This is a genomic window from uncultured Tessaracoccus sp. (assembly GCF_947255005.1).
GTDB lineage: Bacteria > Actinomycetota > Actinomycetes > Propionibacteriales > Propionibacteriaceae > Arachnia.
The window spans coordinates 40019-59777 of the sequence record NZ_CAMYFI010000006.1; the positions used below are offsets into that span (position 1 = coordinate 40019).

Annotated in this window: 18 protein-coding genes and 1 other annotated feature; of the genes, 10 read left to right on the forward strand and 8 right to left on the reverse strand. The window is 61.0% G+C overall.

Annotated elements, in window-relative coordinates; translation table 11 throughout:
* Nucleotides 1-220: 220 nt before the first annotated feature.
* The 3 genes from Q0X61_RS02555 to Q0X61_RS02565 are packed head-to-tail and all read right to left on the reverse strand — an operon-like array spanning nucleotide 221 to nucleotide 3126.
* Entirely contained in the window at nucleotides 221-1285 is a 1065-nt protein-coding gene (locus tag Q0X61_RS02555) for an RES family NAD+ phosphorylase (protein WP_297740020.1), read from the reverse strand.
* A complete protein-coding gene (locus tag Q0X61_RS02560; protein ID WP_297740022.1) occupies nucleotides 1278-2231 on the reverse strand; it encodes a sce7725 family protein in 954 nt (317 codons plus the stop codon). The genes Q0X61_RS02555 and Q0X61_RS02560 overlap by 8 nt, the downstream gene beginning before the upstream one ends.
* Before the next feature lie 7 nt (nucleotides 2232-2238).
* On the reverse strand, nucleotides 2239-3126 hold the full coding sequence (locus Q0X61_RS02565) for a sce7726 family protein (RefSeq protein ID WP_297740024.1): 888 nt from the start codon (nucleotides 3124-3126) through the stop codon (nucleotides 2239-2241).
* 983 nt (nucleotides 3127-4109) lie between these two features.
* Between Q0X61_RS02565 and Q0X61_RS02570 the strand changes: the two genes are divergently transcribed.
* The 3 genes from Q0X61_RS02570 (at nucleotide 4110) to Q0X61_RS02580 (ending at nucleotide 6283) form a co-directional block, all read left to right on the forward strand.
* Nucleotides 4110-4466, forward strand: coding sequence for a DUF2185 domain-containing protein (locus Q0X61_RS02570; RefSeq protein WP_297740025.1), 357 nt, complete (start codon nucleotides 4110-4112; stop codon nucleotides 4464-4466).
* Between the two features lie 132 nt (nucleotides 4467-4598).
* Nucleotides 4599-5504, forward strand: a complete 906-nt coding sequence (locus Q0X61_RS02575; protein WP_297740027.1) for a DUF2268 domain-containing protein — start codon at nucleotides 4599-4601, stop codon at nucleotides 5502-5504.
* A gap of 26 nt (nucleotides 5505-5530) precedes the next feature.
* Nucleotides 5531-6283, forward strand: a complete 753-nt coding sequence (locus tag Q0X61_RS02580; protein WP_297740028.1) for a MerR family transcriptional regulator — start codon at nucleotides 5531-5533, stop codon at nucleotides 6281-6283.
* A 371-nt stretch (nucleotides 6284-6654) separates the two neighbouring features.
* Here Q0X61_RS02580 and Q0X61_RS02585 read toward each other — a convergent pair.
* Together Q0X61_RS02585 and Q0X61_RS02590 are read right to left on the reverse strand one after the other, a co-directional pair.
* A protein-coding gene (locus Q0X61_RS02585; RefSeq protein WP_297740030.1) for an IS3 family transposase occupies nucleotides 6655-7907 on the reverse strand; the annotation gives its coding sequence in 2 pieces (ribosomal slippage) (nucleotides 6655-7613 and nucleotides 7613-7907; 1254 coding nt in all).
* Nucleotides 7492-7623 (reverse strand) — a sequence feature (AL1L pseudoknot). (Overlaps the previous gene by 132 nt.)
* A gap of 101 nt (nucleotides 7908-8008) precedes the next feature.
* The gene (locus tag Q0X61_RS02590; RefSeq protein ID WP_297740032.1) at nucleotides 8009-8359 is read right to left on the reverse strand and encodes a sulfate permease; all 351 of its coding nucleotides are present in this window, start codon (nucleotides 8357-8359) and stop codon (nucleotides 8009-8011) included.
* A gap of 260 nt (nucleotides 8360-8619) precedes the next feature.
* On the opposite strand from Q0X61_RS02590, the gene Q0X61_RS02595 reads away from it, so the two are divergent.
* The 5 genes from Q0X61_RS02595 to Q0X61_RS02615 all read left to right on the forward strand — a co-directional run bounded on the left by Q0X61_RS02595 (nucleotide 8620) and on the right by Q0X61_RS02615 (nucleotide 14851).
* Nucleotides 8620-9576 (forward strand): AAA family ATPase, encoded by a 957-nt coding sequence (locus tag Q0X61_RS02595; RefSeq protein ID WP_297740033.1) that lies wholly within the window; start codon nucleotides 8620-8622, stop codon nucleotides 9574-9576.
* Between the two features lie 83 nt (nucleotides 9577-9659).
* Nucleotides 9660-12191 carry a S8 family peptidase gene (locus Q0X61_RS02600; RefSeq protein WP_297740035.1) on the forward strand — a complete coding sequence of 844 codons (2532 nt, stop codon included), beginning with the start codon at nucleotides 9660-9662 and terminating at the stop codon, nucleotides 12189-12191.
* An 873-nt stretch (nucleotides 12192-13064) separates the two neighbouring features.
* Nucleotides 13065-13454 carry a hypothetical protein gene (locus Q0X61_RS02605; protein ID WP_297740037.1) on the forward strand — a complete coding sequence of 130 codons (390 nt, stop codon included), beginning with the start codon at nucleotides 13065-13067 and terminating at the stop codon, nucleotides 13452-13454.
* A gap of 450 nt (nucleotides 13455-13904) precedes the next feature.
* Nucleotides 13905-14498, forward strand: coding sequence for a TetR/AcrR family transcriptional regulator (locus Q0X61_RS02610; protein WP_297740039.1), 594 nt, complete (start codon nucleotides 13905-13907; stop codon nucleotides 14496-14498).
* On the forward strand, nucleotides 14495-14851 hold the full coding sequence (locus Q0X61_RS02615; protein ID WP_297740041.1) for a DoxX family protein: 357 nt from the start codon (nucleotides 14495-14497) through the stop codon (nucleotides 14849-14851). Before Q0X61_RS02610 ends, Q0X61_RS02615 begins: the two co-directional genes overlap by 4 nt.
* A gap of 42 nt (nucleotides 14852-14893) precedes the next feature.
* Here the strand turns inward: Q0X61_RS02615 and Q0X61_RS02620 are convergent, their stop codons facing one another.
* The gene (locus Q0X61_RS02620; RefSeq protein WP_297740043.1) at nucleotides 14894-16162 is read right to left on the reverse strand and encodes an MFS transporter; all 1269 of its coding nucleotides are present in this window, start codon (nucleotides 16160-16162) and stop codon (nucleotides 14894-14896) included.
* A gap of 84 nt (nucleotides 16163-16246) precedes the next feature.
* Here Q0X61_RS02620 and Q0X61_RS02625 point away from each other — a divergent pair, with 84 nt between their 5' ends.
* Nucleotides 16247-16582, forward strand: coding sequence for a helix-turn-helix transcriptional regulator (locus Q0X61_RS02625; protein ID WP_297740045.1), 336 nt, complete (start codon nucleotides 16247-16249; stop codon nucleotides 16580-16582).
* A 97-nt stretch (nucleotides 16583-16679) separates the two neighbouring features.
* Nucleotides 16680-18032 (forward strand): TrwC relaxase, encoded by a 1353-nt coding sequence (locus tag Q0X61_RS02630; protein WP_297740047.1) that lies wholly within the window; start codon nucleotides 16680-16682, stop codon nucleotides 18030-18032.
* Nucleotides 18033-18112: 80 nt separating this feature from the next.
* On the opposite strand, the gene Q0X61_RS02635 is transcribed toward Q0X61_RS02630, so the two are convergent.
* Nucleotides 18113-19117: a DNA-processing protein DprA gene (locus Q0X61_RS02635; RefSeq protein ID WP_297740049.1), complete on the reverse strand. Its 1005-nt coding sequence runs from the start codon at nucleotides 19115-19117 to the stop codon at nucleotides 18113-18115.
* Between the two features lie 69 nt (nucleotides 19118-19186).
* Complete coding sequence (locus tag Q0X61_RS02640) at nucleotides 19187-19531, reverse strand: sulfate permease (protein ID WP_297740051.1); 345 nt, start codon at nucleotides 19529-19531, stop codon at nucleotides 19187-19189.
* Between the last annotated feature and the right edge of the window lie 228 nt (nucleotides 19532-19759).

Below are 19759 nucleotides of genomic sequence, written 5' to 3' on the forward strand. Positions count from 1 at the left end.
GACAGGCGCCCTTTGGGCGACGCATTGATACTTCACCGCGTGGTGGTCACCGTGGAGCAGGCGGGCCGGGACTGATGGGCCGGAGCCTCGATCTGCAAGACACGTGCTAGTCCCACAGCTGCTCTGCGGGGCAAACCACATACTGAGCAGTACGGGCGATTGACAAGGTTGCTATTATGCTGACCCGTAGCGAACGTTGGTCTTAGCGGGAGGGGCCTGATCAGGCCGACGCAGCGCCCGAAATGACCACCGTCACACGATCTACGCCAACGACTTTCGTCTCCACAGGGGAGGCCAGCTCCGGAGAGAAGAGCGCCAAATTGACACCATCGCTAACCGAACTCCGGTAGATGACTCCTTGGTATCCCCGCTTCTTGATGAATTCACATAGGTACTGGCTTGGGATGTATTCAAACGCAGCGCTGCGGGGTTTCACTGGTTTCGTGAGCTCTTCGCCTAAGCGCTCGAGTAGGGGGAGTCCAGATCTAAGCGACATGATCTGCTCCGCGTTCTCAAGTATGAAGGGGGATGCGCTCTTTCGAGGATCTCGAAGATCGACTGCCAGAATGGAGGGAACCTGGAAAGTTGCAACACTGACCACCTCACCCGTATGCGGCCGCACCTCAGACACCGCCGTTGTTGCAGTTGAGCCAAGATATAGATACGGAATTCCGGCAGGATTCGCGCGTCCGTGTCCGGCGAGGTGCGCGGGCGGAGCGCCCATCTTGCCGAGAGGCAAGGGCTCGTCACCTGAGAGCAAGCGAGCACGATGCCACAGGTCCGTGATCTCTTTGAGGGTGTCGACTGGCGCGACTAGCAACTCCAGCATCTCCGCAAGACGCTCAAGATCAATTGGCTCGTCCAGGAACCAACGGTTACGGTGCATCATCTCATCACGGAGATCGTCCCATCGTTGAGGTGTCTCATTGACCAGCAGGTCTATGGGCGCGAAGGATCGCCGGACAATCTCGCCATCGTTCAGGATGTCGGCAAGAAGTTCCTTGGCGTGTGCCTCATCCATCCTAGGGTTATCGAACAGGCGCCAATCTTCTGCGAGCAGGGCTGCCAGAGATTTGCCTTCGTCGTCAGTGTCGTAGCAATCGACCAGCATCTCGAACCACTGGCTCAGCGCAGAAGGGTCAATAGTGATTGTGTCCTGAGTTCCACAGTAGCCACAGTTGCCCCGGCGAGGCTGGCCAGTGCCATCCCCGATGACCTTGGGGATGATATTCCGCGTTAGCCCCGGATCTCCGAAACAATTTGCACAGCAGTACTTCTTAGTCATTACGGTTGGCGTAATGATAGTGGGCGAGCGTCTCCAGATGGTGTTTAATCGAGAGCTTCTTTACATATCCCAATCCGGGGAAGTGACCGCGCTCATTCAGGTCTCGGAACTCAACAATCGCGCTACTTTCCAGAAGCTTGGAATCTCCAGAATCGAGTTTCCTGATCATCTTGTCCAATGCTTGGGCGAACTTTCCGGCCGGGTCGGTTGGCGTGTCGTTCGTATCAGACTTGAAATGATAAATGAACATCGCGTCATCTTGATCTGGGTCAATGAAGGTCAGATGGATGGCGACTGCATACGCGGGACCTCCCCCCTCGCTGTAATTGTCTCCGACCGTCAAGAAGTCCCCATATCCGTCCACCCCCTCCTCAAGTGAGTAAGTGACGTGAAGGTCTGAAAAAGCCTCGACGGGTGGATATTCCGAGTTCTTCATTTGGGTAAACCCGTCGCTAACCAAGATTCGCGGGTGTCCATCGAAATGTTTCCGGTAGAGACGATTCGAGTGATCTTCCACGAAAACATTACGGAAGTCCCCTGCGCCCCCTCCAAGTAGAGCAGATAGGCCCCGGGGGTTGGTGAACCCAGCATGGATTAGAGTCGTCCCAGATTTATTGAATCTGTTCGTCAAATCATGTGCCTGGTCTAGAGTAGTTTTACTAGTGAGAAGAATTCCAGCCCCTATTGCATCACTACCTTGGTACTCCTGTTCAAGAAGTTGAGCAATGCTTTCCCAACTCTCTCGATGGTCGCCATAACTCGGATTTACTACCACGACTGCTTGAGCTTCGACGTCAGTCAAGGACTTGAGCGTCTTGTCCAGCCCTCCAAGCGAGGCGCGCACGGGTTCGATGACGGGAACGAAATTGGACTCAGCGATTAGAGCGGCCGATTCACGAATTGCGATTAACTCAAACTGTTTTCCGCGGAAATAGGGGTAGTACATGTGGTCCTCATATCCAGGTAAGAGCCTCGGTTAGCGGGGTTTCAACAGCTTCCTTGATGCGGACCCTGTTGTTGGGGGTCGGACTTGCAGCTAAGGCGGCCGCTCGTATCGAGCCGGGGACAGAACTAATGAATGAAGCTAGGCGGGCTTGTGATCGGCTAGTCTTAAGTGTCTTGACCGACTCGTCGTGGACGACGGTTGGTTCCATGGTTGCGAAGATGCGGCGAAGCTCAGAGCGAATCTCTGTATTCGGCACATCCGGAACTTCCTGCCCTAAACGCGACAGGATTGATTTCGCTTCATCAACTCGAAGAATGTCTAAAATCTTCGTCGGATTGACCCTCTCAGGTTTGTTTTGAGGAGGCCGAGTGGTCTGCAAGGTGTATCTTTCGGATAAAGTTATGATACCAACATCCTCCGGTATAGCTTCGAAGACTTTTGCAAGGTGCCTCGTGCTAACTACAACGTTGACCGCGGCAAACACTTGACAGTAGTTTTTGACTTGGCTTCTCAACCGGGACAAAGAGTCGCGCTCTGATTTAATCTCGTAGGCTGTGGAGGTCCCATTTAGAACTACAATGTCAGCCTTGCACGAGCCCGCCCGAACCTCGCTGAGAAGTGTGGCAGTGTTCAAGTTGTGGCGGCCCAGGAGAATCTTCTCTGTGATCGCAGCCCGGTAAACGTAGTCGTCGCGAAATTTTGACCTCCTGAGTAACCCGAATGCTTGATCGAGCGCGGTTCCTACGGTCGCTTCAGGCGGCAAGGATGTGCTGAGACGGGTAAGGAGAAGCAGCCTAGCAAAGAGTGGGGAGCCTGCGTGCTTGCTGAAATCTCGCAGTACTGCTGCAGAAAAGAGACGGCTAAGGGCTGCGGCTTCGTTCTTGTCGAGGTCCATCTGCTTCCCATCCTCTCTCCGCTCACCGGTTGCGGAACTCCTCAGTCTGCCCAAGACTATATCGTGGTGCGCTAGACCGTTGCGTGGCTCGCCGCCGTGGTTCCTAATCGTAGCTGGCCATGATGTTGTCTAAACCAACGTTACGGTGTGCGGCCGTGGCTCCGTCATAACAACGGCCGCTGGGAACTACCGCCCTCACGGCTCCAGGCCGCGACCAGCTCGTTGACTGTGCGGGTGAAGGCGTCTTCGCCCCAGACGACGCAAATTGTTGAGTGGAGGTTCTCGCCCAGGTGTCTGTGCCCATTCCTGCCACGGCATGTAGCGCGCTACTCGCCCACGTACGTAGCGCTCCGCGCCGATCTTGACAGCCCCGCATTACCCGCGATGATGTCTGCGACCCAGCAGCGATAGACGCTGAAGCACTTTCTCGAAGCTCAGCAAAGGATCGTCGAGGAGTGACAACAACAAGCTCGACAGTGCCCGCTGGTGGCAACTGCTGCAGATGCCTCGCGCAGGTTCGTAGCGAAGTCCGACCCCACGACGACCCATCTCACAGACATTTCAGCACCCGACCAGGCAGCCACGACAATTGCCACCACGCCATGAGAGCCACTCCCTTCCTGTGTGCAGACAGGCTGACCGTTGATGCGTTTGACTCGCTTTCGTGAACGACGTGGTGTGCTACCTTGACCGCGACAGCTACAGCGCAGAAGACTCGCCATGCAGGTAGGATCCGAACCGATGACAAGCGTTTACGACGACGAAGCGCCTTGTCTGCCTGAACACCTCTCGTGCAAGCTACCGGCCAAACAACTCGATCCTCGAAACCTTTATGCCGCCCGAATACCGGAGCAACCGTCTCGTGTGCGGCTGGAGTGATTTCTGTTCGAGAAAAAGGCAAGACAAAGAAGTGCATCTCCCAGCACCCGCGGCTCCCTAGTGGAAATCCCAGTTGAATCGTGACAGGAAGGAGCGTGTCTCGCATGGTAGAATTTATCCCCAATGCGGGTGCCTGTATTGCCACAAAAAATGTGCTAAATGGTGTCGGCGTGGTCAGGTGGATGGTCCGCCACCCCTCCCAGCACCCGGCTGATAACGGTTGGTTCATCATGGGGCATCTCGACACCGAAGAATACCTCGCGGACACGAGTAACTATCAAATCACTGATTTCAATCTCCTGTGCAGTATTGAGCCGGCGCTCATTGGAATCTGGAACCTTCCCGTCGGTTCAGATCTACAAATCGTGCGCGATGAACTAGGGATTCGCATCGTCGACACTCCCACCGGGCGAGAAATCCCTCTAGAAGAGCAGTACATTCCACCACGGTTCCGCAAGTAAACCAGCGCGGTCATCCGCCTACCGTGACCGTCGTTTGTGATTCACAAGCACCGCCTGTTGCAGCCCAAAGGGACGCGGCGGTTCGTGCACGGGATTGACCTTCTCGTAACGTCAATGTTTACGGTGGTGAGCATGACAATCTCGATGATCGACAGCCTCGCTGGCATGCGGCGTCTCGCACAGGCACCACCTGGCGAGTGGGATGCGGCGGTCCGCGAATTGTGGGCGCCAATGGCCGATATGCATTCCTTCATCCCGGGCAACCTGGATCTAACCCAGGTGCACGCCAACAACTTCGGGTTCGGACCTGGCGCCTCCAGCGACCTCATTCTCGATACCCTCCATACTTTAGAATCAGCCGATGCCTGGGGGCGGATTGAGCGGGCTTTGCAAGACGGACTGGAGCGCTTATCGACGGCTCATCCGGGTATGGACATGCCGGACCTTCGAGTGCTGCTCATCCTGGGCGACCCCGGCAATCAGCATTTCATGGACGAGCTTCGCGGGTTGTCGGCCCTCGGTGGGATCAGCGGCTTCATCACGATCACCGTCTGGCCCACCCCTGAGGTGTTGAGTCGATTGGAGGGCATCGCTTTGCACGAAGTCCACCACAATGTGCGCTACTCGCCAGGCGGCGTGCCGTGGGACCCTCGAACGGTTACCGTGGGTGAGCACGTCGTAGCCGAGGGATTGGCGGACCTATTCGCTGCGGAGGCCAGCGGTACGCAGGGGTTCACGCACTTCGTCGCAGAAGAAACACGCGCGAATAATGACGTTCTGGAACGGGTGGTCGAGGGTTTGGAAGTGACCGGGATGCAGCATTTCAGCGCGTGGTTGCTGGGCGATGCCAGCGCACGCTTATTCGGCGTCACCCCTGTGGGTCTACCCACGGGCGCTGGTTATGCGGCTGGTGTCCGTATCGTCGAAGCCTACTTGTCCCAGACAGGCCGAAGTGCCGCCGACTGCGTGACGCTGCCCGCCGCCGACATCCTGGCTGTGGCCCTGCCACAGCTGGGGCTCACCACAACCGCGCATTGATTAGGGTGAGCACAGTGGAGTGGACGGTGAAAGAACTGGCTCAACGTGCCGGGATCAGCCCTCGGACCCTGCGGCACTACCACCACATCGGGCTCCTGAGCCCTGACCGAATCGGGGCAAACGGCTATCGCTACTACGGGCAGAGCGCCGTGGCACGCCTCCAACGCATCCTGCTGTTGCGCGACGCGGGCCTTTCCTTGACTGACATTGCCACCGTCCTCGACTCCCAACACAACGAGGCCGACGAAGTGGCGGCTTTGGAGGAACACGTCGTCAGGCTCCGGCGTGAGAGCGAGGCCCTGAACCGACGCATCGCGTCCGTCGAGCACACCATCGCCATGCGTCGTGAGGGACGCCAGCCGCGCATGGACATGATGCTCGAAGGGTTCAACGACCGCTACGAGACGGAAGTGGTTGCCCAGTGGGGACAAAAGGCCTTCGACGTATCCAACCAGTGGTGGCACAACAAGACCCTCGCGCAGCAACAACGGTTCCAGGCCGACGCCGAGCAACTCCTCGCACGCTGGGGCGAGCTGCATGCGGCTGGGCACAGTCCGTCCAGCCCCGAGGCACAGGCCCACGCCGCCGCACATGTGGCATGGTTTGCCGACATCCCCGGCACACCAACTCACTCCACCGACCCAGCCAATGCGACCGCCATGGTGCAAGGAATGGCGCACTTCTACGTCGCCAACCCAGACTTTCATCCCGTCTTCGGAAGCTCTGAGGCGGCCGACTTCGCCGCCGAGGCACTACTGATCCACGTCCGCCAGCTCTGACGCTCCCTGGCACCACGCACATAAGACGTTTACGAGCCCGATCACCCACCGGGAGTGCACGTCCTCCAGTAACGAACTCGTTGGATTAGGCCGGAGCCAGCACTGGCATACCGACTTCTTCGGCCGCTGCAGCCGTTCGCACGTCATAGGTGAGGAGAGCATCCGTCTGCAGGTCGATGGCTGTAGCGAGATACAGTGCGTCGAGGGAGCGTAGATTCGCTCCGGGCAAGAGGCCTGCGTGCGTGAATTGAGCCGGTTCAAGCTCGAACAACGAGACCTTCGCAAGCATCGAGGTGACCAGCCCCTGGCTGAGGGCTGGGATGCGCTGAACCGCTCGACGGAGTTGGATCGCCCCGGGTGTGGTGGAGAGTTCATAGTGGTACGTCGGCCATCTCTGGCTGACTGGTTTCAGTGTAGTAGTGTTCCTCGAACTGCGCTGGAGCGAGGTCGTTGCAGTACGAATGCGGGCGGGTGTGGTTATACCAATGCACCCATTCCATGGTCGCGAATTCCACAGCATCACCACCGGTCCACGGACCTTCCCGCCACACCATCTCTTTCTTGTATAGCTTATTAAGCGCTTCCGCTGCGGCATTACCGTAGGAATCCCCAGTCGAACCGACCGAGGCTTCTATTCCAGCTTCACGCAGCCGCTCCGTATAGGCAATGGAAACATACTGGCTCCCCTTGTCCGAATGATGAATTAACTGATCGATATTCCTGTTCTTTCGTTTCCTTTCCCAGAGCGCATGCTCCAGAGCATCCAGCGCTATATCGGTCCGCAACGTCGTATCGACTCGCCACCCAACAATCATCCGAGAACACAGATCCATGACGAACGCGACATAGACGAAGTCACTCCATGTCAGCACATAGGTGATATCGGCCACCCAGCGAGTGTTAGGAGTGTCTGCGGTGAAATCCCGCTCGACGAGGTCACCAGGATACGAGGCGGTCTTAGGCTGCCGTGTCGTAGTCGTCGACCGGGCATTAGGCACCCCGGCCAGCCCCAGAGCGCGCATACGACCTTCGACCGTGCACCTGGCGATCGGCTCGTCCGGGTACAGTCGGCGCAGCATCACCCACACGTTCCGTGCCCCGAACAATCCACGATTATCGAAATGCACACTCCGAATCCGATCATCCCACTTCGCATCAGCTCGCCTCCGGGCTGAAACCGGTCTCGCCTTGCTCGCGTACCACGAGCTCGCAGCGACCTGTACACCTGTCTGAGACAGTGTTCGACAGATCGGCTCGACTCCGAACTCATCACGATGATCATCGATGAAACCATCGATATCACTCAGCGGCGGTCGAGCTCCGCCTGGGCAAAATACGCACTCGCTTTCCGCAGGATCTCATTAGCTCGACGCAGTTCTCGAACTTCTTTTTCCAAGTCCATGATGCGTTGTTTATCATCGCTAGTCATTCCTGGCGCTTTACCGGAATCCACATGATGTTGCTTCACCCAATTACGGAGGGTGTTCTTGTTGATTCCAACCTGTTCACCGACCAGCCGGCACGCGGTACTCACAGCCAGCGCGGGTTCATTGACCAGCTTCTCATTGACCATGCGCACAGCGCGGTCACGGACCTCTGCAGGATACTTACTCAGTGCGGGCATGTTCCTATCCTCTCGGTTAGATCAAACCCTCCACCACACCCGGGGCGATCCAACTTCGCCGAGTAGGTGCGCCAACACAGCCCGAGAGCCTCGCGCGGCTGTCAGGCCGTGGGCATTGGCGAACGTGACAGCAGGCGCCGGTCGCGACGCTTAGCAGTGCGGGCGCGCACCAACAGCACTACGCTCACCGGGCCCATGACCAGGAACTTGAACGCGTTCCAGATGCACAGCAGCATCAGCAGGTGGAACCAACCGGGCGCACCGTTCTCGATGAGAATCGTCAGGATGTTCGCGACCGCAAGGCACGGGATGGCCAGCAGCATCGCAGGTACGCCCCACCTCAGCCCCCGCCGCGTGCAGAGCCTGTTCAACACGATGTTGGTCGGCATGTAGCGGTGCGGGAAGTCACGCGTGTGGATGCTCGCGGCCCAGATCAGGCGAAACATGAGCACAGTCCCCTCCTCGTCACCGGCGACAAGGAAACAAGAGGACCACTCAAGCCGAAGCCGTCAGGTTATCCACCGCATCCAGCGGTGGGCCACGCAGGTAGAGGCCACCTACAGGTAACCATGCTGCCTGGCAGTCGCGGGGAAGTGAACCCGCCGCTGTCGCGCGAGGACCTGGGTGTCCACGGCGGCGAGGCTCTCTCGGTTCCAGGTGCTCGCCGCTAAGATGGTGCAAGGGTAACGGCTAGCGGTTCAAGGAGGCAGAGATGGCGCGTGCTGACCTGCTACTTGATCTCGTCGAAGCCGAGAGACGTGGTGACCGAGACCGATTTCGCGTTCTCGTCGAAGCTGTAATCGCTGAGGAGCGAGCCAACCAGCACCACCTTGTCGCCGACCGCTTGTCCGAGCTGATTACAACCACTGGGCAGAGCGCTCCGCGTGACGACCACGCCGCAGCTATGCGCGACCTGATCCAGGAGATCGTTCCTCAACGCCGCTTGGAAGAGCTAGAGCTTGCACCGGTCCCTCGTCGGGTCGTCGCTGAGTTGATTGAAGAGCACAAGCGTTCCGAGCTGCTCCGCAGCTACGGAATCGAGCCCCGCAATCGACTCCTGTTGTCTGGTCCGCCGGGTAACGGCAAAACCAGCGTCGCCGAGGCGATCGCCTCAGAACTGATGCTGCCCTTCTACGTCATCCGTTATGAAGGAGTGGTCTCAAGCTTCTTGGGCGAAACCGCTGCACGGCTCGACAATGCCTTCGAATTCGCACGGACGCGCCGTTGTGTTCTGTTTTTCGACGAACTTGACACCATCGCTAAAGAGCGATCGGACGAGCACGAGACAGGAGAGATCAAGCGCGTGGTCTCGACACTGCTGCTCCAGATCGACCGGCTGCCTCCGCATGTCCTTCTAGTCGGGGCAACAAACCACAGCGAGCTTCTCGACCGGGCAGCATGGCGACGCTTCCAAATCCGCGCCGAACTCGAACCACCCAGCCGTGCTCAAGCGACACGCTTTCTCGAACGCCTCGCCGCCCGGATGGGCGGTGATCTCGGATTTGCCCCGCGCACTCTGGCGGACAAACTTGCGGGAGCTAGCTTCTCCGAACTGGAAGAGTTCGCTCTCGACGTGCGTCGCAGGGCAGTCCTCGAACTCCCCAACAGTAACCTCCGGAAGATCGTCCAAGAACGTCTGGAGCACAGACGAGATCAGGCGACGGGATGACGGCCGAACCTCGGCCCCTCCTGACATTCGGGCCACCAAAGGTTGCAGGCCGACCAAAACAGAAAACACGCCCTCTGCCTCGCTTGTCCAAACCAACCAGCGGCAGGCAGGGCGCACGCCTGACACCGCAATTTGGTGAACTGCGCTCGGCGTTCGATGCCGAGCGCGCACGTCTCTCGCCTGACGCGCGGGATGAGGTAGATCCGGCCTTGGTAGTGGTCTTTGACCTCGCCGGAAGCGTCACGGAGTTCCGCAACGCGATCAACAAAGTCGACGGGCTCGAGTTCTTGTCTGAATTGATCGGGGAGCAATCTGACCCTGACGACGATTTCCACATGGTGGAGTCCAAGAGCGGCCGTACGGACAAGCCCGTTCAGCACTCCCTGTACCTGATGCTGTCGAACGCAAAAGCGATTGATCAACTCCTCAGCTTGTTCAAGACTTGGCAAACAGACCCGACAACAAAGTTTGCTCGTGGCCTCGGCAGGTTCAAGACAGCGTTCGAACAGCTCACCTCAATCAGACGCTGGGGGCCAGAGGATCGCATCCGAGAGACCGGCCTTCGCGAACAGTGGCAAGAGACGCTCGACCTCGTCGGCCAATCCGTGAGCACTGTGATGGTTGAAATCGAGCTGTGGTACCGCTCCGATGCTAGACAGCGCGCCACCGCGCAAGCGCACGTCGAGAAAGTCATCGCCGACAGTGGCGGGCGTGTGCTCGATCGCTCTCAGATCGGGGAGATCAGCTACCACGCCCTGCTTGCCGAAATGCCGATTCAACAGGTTCATTCACTGACCACCGAGGGTGCCGAGTCGATCCAACTGCTGGCCACAGACGAAGTCATGTTTGTCAGTCCGTTCACCCCTATGCACGTCGCACCGCCGACCGCGGAAACGAGTATTCAGTTCGACCTGGAACCCCGAAGAGGTGCCCCTTCTGAGTTGCCTAGGGTCGCCTTGCTGGATGGGTTGCCGTTCGCTAACCATGACGCCCTCGCAGGTCGACTGGTAGTCGATGATCCTGATGGTCTTGGCGAGGACTACCCGCTGGCCTCTCGTTACCACGGCACGGCGATGGCGTCCTTGATCATTCATGGAGACCTTGCCACCCGCAGTGAACCGATCGACCGGCCCCTTTATGTGCGTCCAATCATGCAACCCCACGAGTTTATGTCAGGACACGAACAGACCCTGCCAAACAGGCTGTTCCCTGACTTGCTACACCGCGCGGTCAAGCGAATCGTTGAAGGTGATGCCGGCCACGACCCTGTCGCACCCAGCGTGCGCGTCATCAACCTCTCCATCGGGTCCCAAGCACGAGCGCTTGTGAGAAGAATGAGCCCTGTTGGCCGGCTACTCGACTGGCTAGCTCATTCCTACAACCTGCTGTTCATCGTCAGCGCTGGCAATCATCTCGGCCCAATCACAATTCCCGTTGCCGTGGCCAGCGACCCCGAATCCGCTCGATCCGCTGCAATCCGAACCCTCCACGACAGTGCGCTGTTGCGCGGCATCCTCCCTCCAGGAGATGCTCTCAACGCACTCACCATCGGAGCGACCCACACCGACGGACTCGGCGATATCGACGTACCAGACACCGCCTGGGACATTACGCACCCGAACGGACCTGCCCACTATAGCGCGACGGGACCCGGCGTCGATCGATCAGTCAAGCCCGACCTGCATCACACCGGTGGCAGAGCGCTCTACACCCGCCCTGTCATTCCAGCCGATCGCCTAGAAACCGTTGCCGTGGAACTGGCCCAGACCGCAACTACCGGTCCGGGGCTCCAGGTGGCTGCACCTGGGCGAGCAGGCGCAACCAACCACACCGTCTTCAGCGTCGGCACGAGCAACGCAACGGCACTGGTGACGCGCGAGGCCAGCCGACTCTTCGATGTCCTTGAAGCTGGCTCCGACGATTCAGAAGACGCGCCGCTGCCAGATCCTCAATATCATCCCCTACTAGTGAGAGCCCTCCTTGCCCATGCGACAAGCTGGGGCGATTGGGAACCGCAACTGCGCCGCGAACTCAAGCTGAGCAAGCAGGAAGCTCGTCGACGCCTGACCGCGCTTCTGGGCTACGGGCGCCTCGACACAGATCGACTCGGCGCTGGGGCCACAAACAGAGCAGTCCTAGTCAGCGGAGGGCTGATAGCCGGCGACCAACGTCACACCTATGAGTTGCCACTCCCGCCTTCGCTTCGTGCACGCGCAGAATGGCATCGCCTCACCATCACCCTGGCGTACATGGCACCCACTGTCAGTCGGCTCAACCGCTACCGAAGTGCGAAGGTGTACTTCGCCACTCCAGACAAGCAACTCGCAGGCGGACAACGCATTGATGCGGAGCACAACTCGGTCAGGCGCGGGAGCCTCCAACACGAGATCGTCCAAGGCAGCCGCGCCATGGTGTTCGGCGACGATGACACGTTCCCGATCCACGTTGAATGCATGGACGACGCCGAACACCTTGGTGCTGGTAAGACGGTGCGATACGCACTCGTGGTCTCCATCGAGACAGCAGCGCAGACCTCGACCACGATCCACGACGAAGTACGGGCAAGACTGCGGCAACAAGCCCGCGATCGCACGCGCGGCCGGGTACAGAGCTGATAAATCACGGTGAAGGACTGCATACTCTGGCCCAGCTCCTGTTGGGAACATCAGCGTTGGTCATGATGTCTTGAGCTCTTGCCGAGACCGTGGGACTCCGTTCGGATACGACCGTGCGTGTCGAGCATCATGACGCAGGCGGCGATCAAGTGTTTGCGGACTGTCCCCGCGGTGTAGCCGAACTTGTTGCCCACACGCTCCAGTGAAGCCCCCTGCTCATACATGGACCGCATCAGCCGAATCTCGCTGATCGACGGGGAGTGGTTGCGGAGGACGACACCGCCTTCTCGCAGGAGGCGAGAGAGTCGCTCGTCTCCAATGCCAACCTGTCGGGCCACAGCCTTCAGGGACGCGCCGGCAGCGTAAGCGGCTTCCGCTCGTTGAAGGACGCCTTCGGATGCTCGCGGCGCCTGCTGTGGGTGGCGCCGGCGCCTCTGGCGGTGTGACCTGTGCCGTCCAACGCGGATCGACCGGTGCATTCGCACCATCTGAATTACGGCCGGGGCAAGTTTCGACAAGCTTCCCGCTAGCTCCACTCCACGCACAAGGCTCGAACCTTTGCCATCATTGGCGGTTTCGGTTCGGGCCTTGTTGCCGTCTTGAACCCAGCGATGAGGGCATTGGCGTTGGTCCCTGGGTCGAGGAGCATCTCGAAGGATTCGTTGTTCTGGACTCGGAGTTGATCGTCTTCGTCAATGCAGATCCTAGTGAAGAACGCTTGGCTGCAGAGGCACCGGTTGGCGTTATTGCAGCGTGCGTAGACATCGGCGCAGTTGGCGAGCACGTTGAGGGCTTCACCGAGGTGGGCTCGAGTGCACGCAGGAAATGTCAGTGGTGGCCGTCAGACTGAAGGAAGCTCTGAGAGGAGAAAGCGTGATCGAAGCAGCCAAAGCTCTACCCGGGCTCATCAAGGACTGGAAGACCAACCGTGATCTGATCTACCAACATGTCGGATGCGTCGCCGGCTTCTTGACGATCGCCGCGTACATTCGCGAGCAACGCCCCAGTGAGGTTCTCGCTGACCTGTTCAACGTGGCCGGGGTGCCGAGTGCCGGGGACTGGCTCGAATCCAACCTCCCACCGTTCCTTGCTCAGCCAGATGCTCAGTCAAGTCACACCCTCATACAGGTGGCAGGTGTTGCCGTGCTTCTTATGCTCGTGATGCCGTTCTTCAACGCACGACGGAACGAGTCTCATGTCGATTTTCAGGCTGCAGGCCTGTTCGGTGCACGAGCAGGAGTACGACCTGGATTCTCCTGGTGATCGCTGTGCAGCTCGGATCATTGCAGTGGGGCATCGAGTGGTTGCGCTCCACGAGCTTGATTCTCGGGGCGATCGCGGCATTCGGTTTGGTCACCTTGCTCGTCGTGTATGCGGTTGCCCGGAAACTTTGGATGCACAACCTGCTTGCGCCTGTTGGACGTGGCCTTTGGTGGCTGATCGCCCGCGGCAGTGCTTGTTCTCACCATGGCCGTCTTCGCCTTAGTCTTCGTCGTCATCGGTCCAGCACTCGGCCTCGGCATGTGGCTGTTCTCCACCGAGTCAGATGCCCACTATGAAACCCAACGAAGAATCCCCTAGAGACGCACAGAAGAAGAATCCCCCACCCGCGCCATCCCCATCTCCTTGGGAAGTGCACCACCGGCGCGCCTTGACTGTGCTGCCGTCCCGTGTATTATGAACGTGTTCAGTGAACATGTTCAGGAGGTGCAAGTGGTCACTGCTAGGACTGAGGCACGTCAGACGACGCGCCGCGCCGTGCTGCAGGCCGCGGCCCGGCTGTTCGAGGAGCGTGGGTTCCTCGCGACGACCGTGCGCGACATCGCCCGAGAAGCCGATGTGAGTGTTGGGACCGTCATGGCAGCTGGCGACAAGGAAGCTCTACTTGTTGAACTCTTCGACGGCCTCATCGAGGAGCGCCAGCAGCTCGCTGACACGCAAGTCCTTGGTGGCACCGCCTGGTGCGGTGTGGACGCAGTCGCTGTGGTGGAGCCCTTCGTGGTGCTATTCGAAGAGCGTCGTGACCTTGCCCAGGCCTATGCCTCGGTTCTGGTGAGCGGACGGCATTCCTCTGTGGTTTTCACGGGCCTCGCGCGGCGGCTGATCGCTGTGTTCGAACAGCTTATGAACGCCTGCGGATGCTCAGGGCCGATGGGAGCCCCCGGGCGCGCCGAAGCGCTCCACGCGGCGTACATCGGAAGCCTGTTCATCTGGTCGGCAACCCCGGAAGGATCCGCATCGGAGTTCCTGGCTCAGCTTCGCGAGGTTTTCGCGGCGATCTGCCACCATGAGGGAGGCGACTCATGATCTTGCTGCCATCTTGGTGGGTGCCACCAGCACTTCTGGCCGCCGTCCTCCTTGTAGATGTCGCGCTGTCGGTCAGGCCGGTGCGATTCATTCGCGACTGTCTCCACAGTGTTCGCTTCCCCGAGGAGTGGTGGTGGGCTCTGCTCGTCGTCAAGACGCTTGCGGCAGCCGGGCTCATCGCGGGCATCTGGATCCCCGGGCTCGCCTTCGCAGCGAACAGCGGGGTGATCGCTTACCTCCTGTGCGCAGCAGCAGCCCACATCCGAGCAGGAGCGACAGGATCGGCTTTCAGGATCAACTGCTTGGGGATGCTGGCGCTATCCTGCGCCATCCTGGCGTTGAGCACCCTCTAGCTGTCTTGGTCGAAGACATTGGTTGACGGCATGCCAGACCTATCACGATTCACCCTCGTCTGAGTTCGATGCACCTTGCGACAGTGCCCAGATTGCAACACCAAGGACCAACACGACAGCCCCACAGCTCAGGGCAGCCACGTGTTGCGCGCTGGCGTAGTCAGCGGCCCTGTTGGGAGCTCCAGCGGCAACCAGGTCGGCTATCGTTTGGTCGGGAATGCGGCGCCGCACAAGGATGGTCAGCAGTGCTGAGTAGCAGGCCACCGACAGGGCTTCGGATCCGATGCGGGCGAAGTTCAGCAGCCCGGCAGCGCTGCCCGACGAGTGGCTCGGCACCCGGGCCAGGGCTTCTCCATCGACCACGCCGAGAGGAAGCCCGAACCCGAGCCCGATCAGCACTAGAGCTGGCACAACCGCCCACACGGAATTGCCCGGGGCGAGTGCCAGCATCGCGACCGAACCGGCCGTCAGGCAACCGATGGATGCGACCAGGACCGGACCGATGCCGATTTGATGGCGCTTCATGACTGAGACGGCGACGCTCGGAGACAGGATGACAGGAAGAGTCGCGACGAGCATCATCACTCCGGCCTGTCCTGCGTTCCAGCCATGGATCGCGCTGAATGCTGCGGGAAGGTAGGTCAGGAAGGTCACGAACCCCACCGAGGCTGTGATCGGAACTAGTGTCATCGCTGCGAACCCGCGGTTGGTCAGCAGACTGACGTTGAGCAGGCGGCGCGCTCCGTCGTGTTCAACCTGCACTGCGGGGATCCCTCTCGACATTGCTAACGACACGGCCAAGACGATGGCTGGCAGCCAGAATGCTGCGCGCCAGCCAAACGCCTGTGCAACCAGGCCGCACAGCGTTGGGCCGAGCCCCAGGCCTAGCCCGTTGATGGTGCCAAATAGTGCGAACGCCTTGGCCCGGGCGGAACCTTCCCAAGCCAGCGACAGGATCGACGTTGCGCTAGTCAGGACGGCAGCGGCGCCCGCTCCAGCCACGAGTCGGGCACCATCCAGCAGTAACAGCGTCGGTGCGAGGGCGCTGCCGATAGAGGCCAGCAGGACGATGATGACTCCAGCACGGAAGACCCGGTGGTGCCCGGCGCGGTCGGCGAACCCGCCCCACAGCAGGGTACAGAGGGCGAAGGCGACGTTGAAACCGTTGACGACCCACTGCAGCGGACCCGGACTGGATCCTAGGTCGGCCGCGATGCGCGGCAGTGCCACTGCTGTGCCGGCGATCGAGAGCGGGATCACAAGTTGCGCCGACAGGATTGCCGGCAGAGCCCAGCGTGTTGGTGTGGTCATGACACCCTTCCATAGGTACGATCAATGTCGAACCTAATATGCGGGATCAATTGGTACGATGTCAACCGAACCTATCGAAAGGTGGTGAGTGTCGTGCCGGACGAAGAAGGGCACCCCAGCGTCACCGAGATGAACCTGCCCGACGTACTGACGGCCCTCAACGATCCATTGCGGCGGCAAGTCGTCAACACACTCATCGCCGAGCCCGACGGGACCGAGCGCACCTGCGCGAGTTTTGACCTCGGAGTGTCGAAGTCGACCCTCACCCATCACTTTCGCGTGCTGCGTGAATCTGGTCTGGTGCGTCAGGTTGATCGAGGAAACTCCCGCAAAGTCTCCCTGCGCCGCGATGAACTCAACCTGCGTTTCCCGGGGCTGTTGGATCTGCTTGGCCGCGAGGAATCATCGAGGGCCGAGTAGGTCTTGCGTATCGGCGCATTCCGTCGGGCCGCCGCGCCGCGCCCGCGGCAACAGATCAGACGCCTGCGTCTTAGCCTCGACGACCTTGGCTCGGGTAATGCGCAGGGTTCGGTTGGCTTCGCTGACGCCGCGCTTGCGGGTCGGGATCGCGGTCGGTGGCTGCCTCAACACCGCCCTCAACATCCGCGCCCGCGCCGACCTCATCCTCGACGGCACGCTGAAGCCTGGCCCCAAAATCACCCTGTCCGACGGATCGGCAGCGGGCGTGGGTGACATGATCATCACCCGCCGCAACGACCGGCGGCTGCGGAACCGGCACGGTTGGGTCCGCAACGGCCAAACCTGGACCATCACCGCCGTGCGTGACGATGGATCGGTCACGATCCGCCCACCCGGTACCCGGTTCGGCAACAGCATCGTCCTGCCCGCAGACTATGTGGCTCAGCACGTCGACCTCGGCTACGCCGTCAACACCCACCGCGCCCAAGGCATCACCACCGACACCGCCCACGTCCTCGTCGAACCCACCACCACGCGCGAGAACCTGTACGTCGCCATGACCTGCGGACGGGAATCGAACCGGGCCTACGTCATCCTCGACCGTCCCGACGATCACGCCACCGCGCATCCGGGCGACAATCCCGACGCCACCGCCCGCACAGTCCTCTACGGAGTCCTCAAACACAGCGGTGCTGAACTGTCGGCGCACGAGACCATCACCGCCGAACAGGACCAGGGGGGCTCGATCGGCCAGCTCGCCGCAGAATACGAAACCATCGCCGCCGCAGCCCAACACGACCGTTGGACCACCCTGGCCCGCGGCTCCGGGCTCACCGACGAGCAAGGGCAAGCTGTTATCGACTCCGATGCCCTCGGCGCCCTGGTTGCGGAACTGCGCCGGGCCGAAGCCAACCACCACAACGCCGACACCCTCCTACCACGCCTCATCAAGGCTCGCGGGTTCGCCAACGCCGACGACATCGCCTCCGTCATCCACCACCGCCTCGCCCACGCCACCACCCGACCCGCAGGATCAGGCCGCACCCGCCAGGCCTCGCATCTCATCGCCGGGCTGATCCCCGAAGCCACCGGCCCCATGACCCCCGACATGCAGCAAGCCCTGACCGAACGCCGCCACCTCATCGAAACCCGAACCGAAGCCGTCCTCGACACAGCCCTCCACACCCACGAGCCATGGGTTACCGCACTCGGTCCGATATCCTCCAGTGGGCGGGTGCGGCAGCAATGGCGACGCCGCGCTGTGGTTGTGGCCGCTTACCGTGACCGCTACGCGATCACCGACGGGAGTCCACTCGGACAGGTGCCGCAGGCGACCGCGCAGAAGATCGATCGTGCCCGCGCAGTTGCCGCACTTCGCGCACTTACGGGCCCGCAGCACCGAGACCAGCAGCGGCCAGCTCAGAGCCTCGCCCGAAAACTCGAGTTTTGACCAGGCTAATCGCAGGACAGAGGAAGGGCCTCACATCACGGGATGCGAGGCCCTGCACGAAGAGGACGGTGCTCGGGCACCTACATCGACCGCGTCGGCTTATCCTTTGACGGCACCGGGCGGTGTGCGAACTCCGGCCCCAGCGCTGCTCGATCAGCGCCGCGGCCAGGCGCCCGGTTGATCAGATCCTCAACGTCTCTCCCGTCGGTGGCCCGGTGGGCGGTGCCGTTACGCAGCAGCATGTGCGGGCCGCTGCTGGTCACCGAGGTCACCGGTCCCGGGACCGCGCCGACGCTCCGGCCCAAACGCTGAGCCTCGACCGCCGTATGCAGCGCACCCGAACGTACGCCCGCCTCGACCACCACGGTGCTCCCAGACAGTGCCGCCATCAGCCGCCCGCGCGCCAGGAACCGCTGCCTCGTCGGCACCGACCCCGGCGGCACCTCACTGACCAGCAGACCAACATCCGCGATCCGATCAAGCAGTTCCCGGTGACCGGCCGGGTACGGGCGGTCCACCCCGTTAGCGAGCACCGCGATCGTGTCCCCACCCGACGCCAGCGCTGCCCGGTGAGCGGCGCCCTCGATCCCGTACGCTCCACCGGCCGCCACGACCCGCTCGCCGCGCGAGAGGTCGCCAGCAATCTGACTGGCGACATGCTCGCCATACGCCGTCGCCGCCCGAGCACCCGTGACCGTCACCAGATCCGCGGTCGGCCGGGCCAGGAACGACGTCGCACCGCGCGCCCACAGCACATACGGGGCGCGGTCGCCGAGATCGTTCAGTGCCGGGGGCCAGTGCGTATCGCCGGGAATCACCGTCGCGACGCCGGAATGCTCGATGCCGCGCATCCGCTCAGCCACGTCCTCGAGTCGGTGCTGCAACGCGAGGCGATCGCGCCAGACCTGGGCGTCCACGCGATTCAGCCCTGGCACAGCGCCGTCGCCTTCGAGCAGGCGGATTGTCTCGATTCCGCCTTCGCGGGCAAGGACGCGTCCGGTGATGGCGTCGTCGGGTTCGGACAAGATCGACAACAGTATCCGCGCGCGGCGCTCATCAGGTGCTAGGTCAGCGATACCAGCCATGACGTGGCCTCCTTCTCGGTCAGATGACGCCGAGAAGGTGCACAGCAGCACGCACGCGACAGGCCGTGGTCAGGCGGCCGCGGGCACAGAGAGGCGAGTCATGCGGCGCTCGTGCCATTCGACGGCGCGCGCCCGCAGTAGCAGGACGATGCTGACCGGGCCCATGATCGCGAACTTCATCGCGTTCCAGATGCACAGCACCACCAACACGTGCAGCCAGCCCGGTGCGCCGTCCTCGATCAGCACCGTCAGGAAGCTCGCGACGTACAGGTAGGGGAGTGACAGCAGCATCCCGGGCACGCCCCACTTCAGCCCACGCCGGGTGCGGATCAGGTCCAGCAGGATGTTGGTGGGCATGTAGCGGCGCAGGAAGTAGCGGGTGTAGACGCTGCCGATCCAGATCAGGCGGAACATGAGCACAGTCCTCTCCTCGTCTCCGGCGACAAGGAATCAAGAAGGACCGCTCCGGCCGAAGCCAGTTCGTCTTCCCACCGCATCCGGCGGTGGGCCACGCAGGTAGAGGCCGCCTACCGCCAACGATACCGCCGTCGGCGTTGCCTTGGAAGAGGTTCGGCGCACCATGGGTCTGCGTGGCTCCGTGCATCCGCTCAGCGAACGAGGTTCAATAGATGCAACAGGTGA

Coding starts and splice junctions, on each gene's coding strand:
- Q0X61_RS02555 (WP_297740020.1), bottom strand. CDS start 1,285: ATGACTAAGAAGTACTGCTGTGCAAATTGTTTCGGAGATCCGGGGCTA.
- Q0X61_RS02635 (WP_297740049.1), bottom strand. CDS start 19,117: ATGGCTGGTATCGCTGACCTAGCACCTGATGAGCGCCGCGCGCGGATA.
- Q0X61_RS02565 (WP_297740024.1), bottom strand. CDS start 3,126: ATGGACCTCGACAAGAACGAAGCCGCAGCCCTTAGCCGTCTCTTTTCT.
- Q0X61_RS02595 (WP_297740033.1), top strand. CDS start 8,620: ATGGCGCGTGCTGACCTGCTACTTGATCTCGTCGAAGCCGAGAGACGT.
- Q0X61_RS02560 (WP_297740022.1), bottom strand. CDS start 2,231: ATGTACTACCCCTATTTCCGCGGAAAACAGTTTGAGTTAATCGCAATT.
- Q0X61_RS02570 (WP_297740025.1), top strand. CDS start 4,110: ATGGTAGAATTTATCCCCAATGCGGGTGCCTGTATTGCCACAAAAAAT.
- Q0X61_RS02575 (WP_297740027.1), top strand. CDS start 4,599: ATGACAATCTCGATGATCGACAGCCTCGCTGGCATGCGGCGTCTCGCA.
- Q0X61_RS02640 (WP_297740051.1), bottom strand. CDS start 19,531: ATGTTCCGCCTGATCTGGATCGGCAGCGTCTACACCCGCTACTTCCTG.
- Q0X61_RS02620 (WP_297740043.1), bottom strand. CDS start 16,162: ATGACCACACCAACACGCTGGGCTCTGCCGGCAATCCTGTCGGCGCAA.
- Q0X61_RS02615 (WP_297740041.1), top strand. CDS start 14,495: ATGATCTTGCTGCCATCTTGGTGGGTGCCACCAGCACTTCTGGCCGCC.
- Q0X61_RS02630 (WP_297740047.1), top strand. CDS start 16,680: ATGCGCAGGGTTCGGTTGGCTTCGCTGACGCCGCGCTTGCGGGTCGGG.